The organism is Glycomyces halotolerans (assembly GCF_054779575.1).
This window is the reverse complement of the sequence record NZ_BAAGXZ010000053.1, coordinates 1-1,187: the sequence shown is the minus strand read 5'-3', so window position 1 is coordinate 1,187 and position 1,187 is coordinate 1. Positions and strand designations below refer to the sequence as shown.

Sequence of the window (1,187 nt, the reverse complement as noted above, 5' to 3'; positions counted from 1 at the left end):
CGCACGCCGTAGAGGTGTTCGAGGGCGAGCTGGTCGAGCCGCTCGAAGCCCATCCCCTTCGCCGCCAGAGCCTCCACATCCACCTCCACGTTCTTCAAGTCGGCCGCCGACTCACCGTCGGCCAGGGTCGGCACCGCGAGCTGATCGACCCGCGCCGCCCGCAACGCCTCCCGCACCTCCGGATCGGCACGGAACGCCCTGACCTTCGACCGCAGAATCTTGTAGTTGCGCATGCACGCCGCCGCCGAAACCCACACGCCCTCATCGTCCTCAACCCGCGGCGGCTTGAAATCGAAATGGATCGGCCCATCGTACTGACCCTTGGCGATACCCTCCTCGACCGCATCCACAGCCCAGAACGCACCCCCGACATTGCCGGCACCGAAACGCAGATCCTGGTCATAACGCGGACCAGTCTGCCCGTTGAGATCGATGTGGTACAGCTTCCCGTGCCACAGCGCCTGACGAATACCCGCCGCGTAATCGAGCCCGGCCATCTCCTCATGCCCGACCTCCGGATTGATACCCACCAACTCCGGCCGCTCGAGCTCCTCGATGAACGCCAGCGCATGCCCGATCGTCGGCAGCAAGATGTTCCCGCGCGGCTCGTTCGGCTTCGGCTCGATCGCGAACCGGAGGTCGTAGCCCTGATCGGTCACATACTGACCGAGCACATCGAAAGCCTCCTTCATCCGAGACAGGGCCGACTGCACGTCCTTCGAGCCGCCTGACTCGGCGCCTTCACGCCCGCCCCAGGCCACGTACACCTTCGCTCCCAGTTCCGCGGCCAAGTCGACGTTGCGCATGACCTTGCTGATCGCGAAGCGGCGCACGTCGCGGTCATTGTGGGTGAAACCGCCGTCCTTGAAGACCGGGTGCGAGAACAGGTTCGTCGTCGCGGTGGTGACCTTCAGACCCGTCTCGTCCAGGGCCTTGCGGAACGCCGCGATCCTCTGGTCGCGCTCGGACTCGGAGGCGTCGAAGTCGAACACGTCGTTGTCGTGGAAGTTGACCCCGTAAGCCCCGATCTCGGCCAGCTTCCGCACAGCCCGGTCCGCCGCCATCGGCGCTCGCGTGGCCGGCCCGAACACATCCTGTGCAGGCCAACCGACCGTCCAGATCCCGAACGAGAACTTGTCCTCGGGAGTCGGTGCGAACTCATCACTCATATCGCTACGTCCTTTGCT

Annotated in this window: 1 protein-coding gene; it reads right to left on the bottom strand. The window is 65.0% G+C overall.

Annotated elements, in window-relative coordinates:
* A partial coding sequence (gene xylA, locus ACYVL2_RS19970) for a xylose isomerase (protein ID WP_460546559.1) occupies nucleotides 1-1,169 on the bottom strand: 1,169 nt, incomplete at its 3' end.
* Between the last annotated feature and the right edge of the window lie 18 nt (nucleotides 1,170-1,187).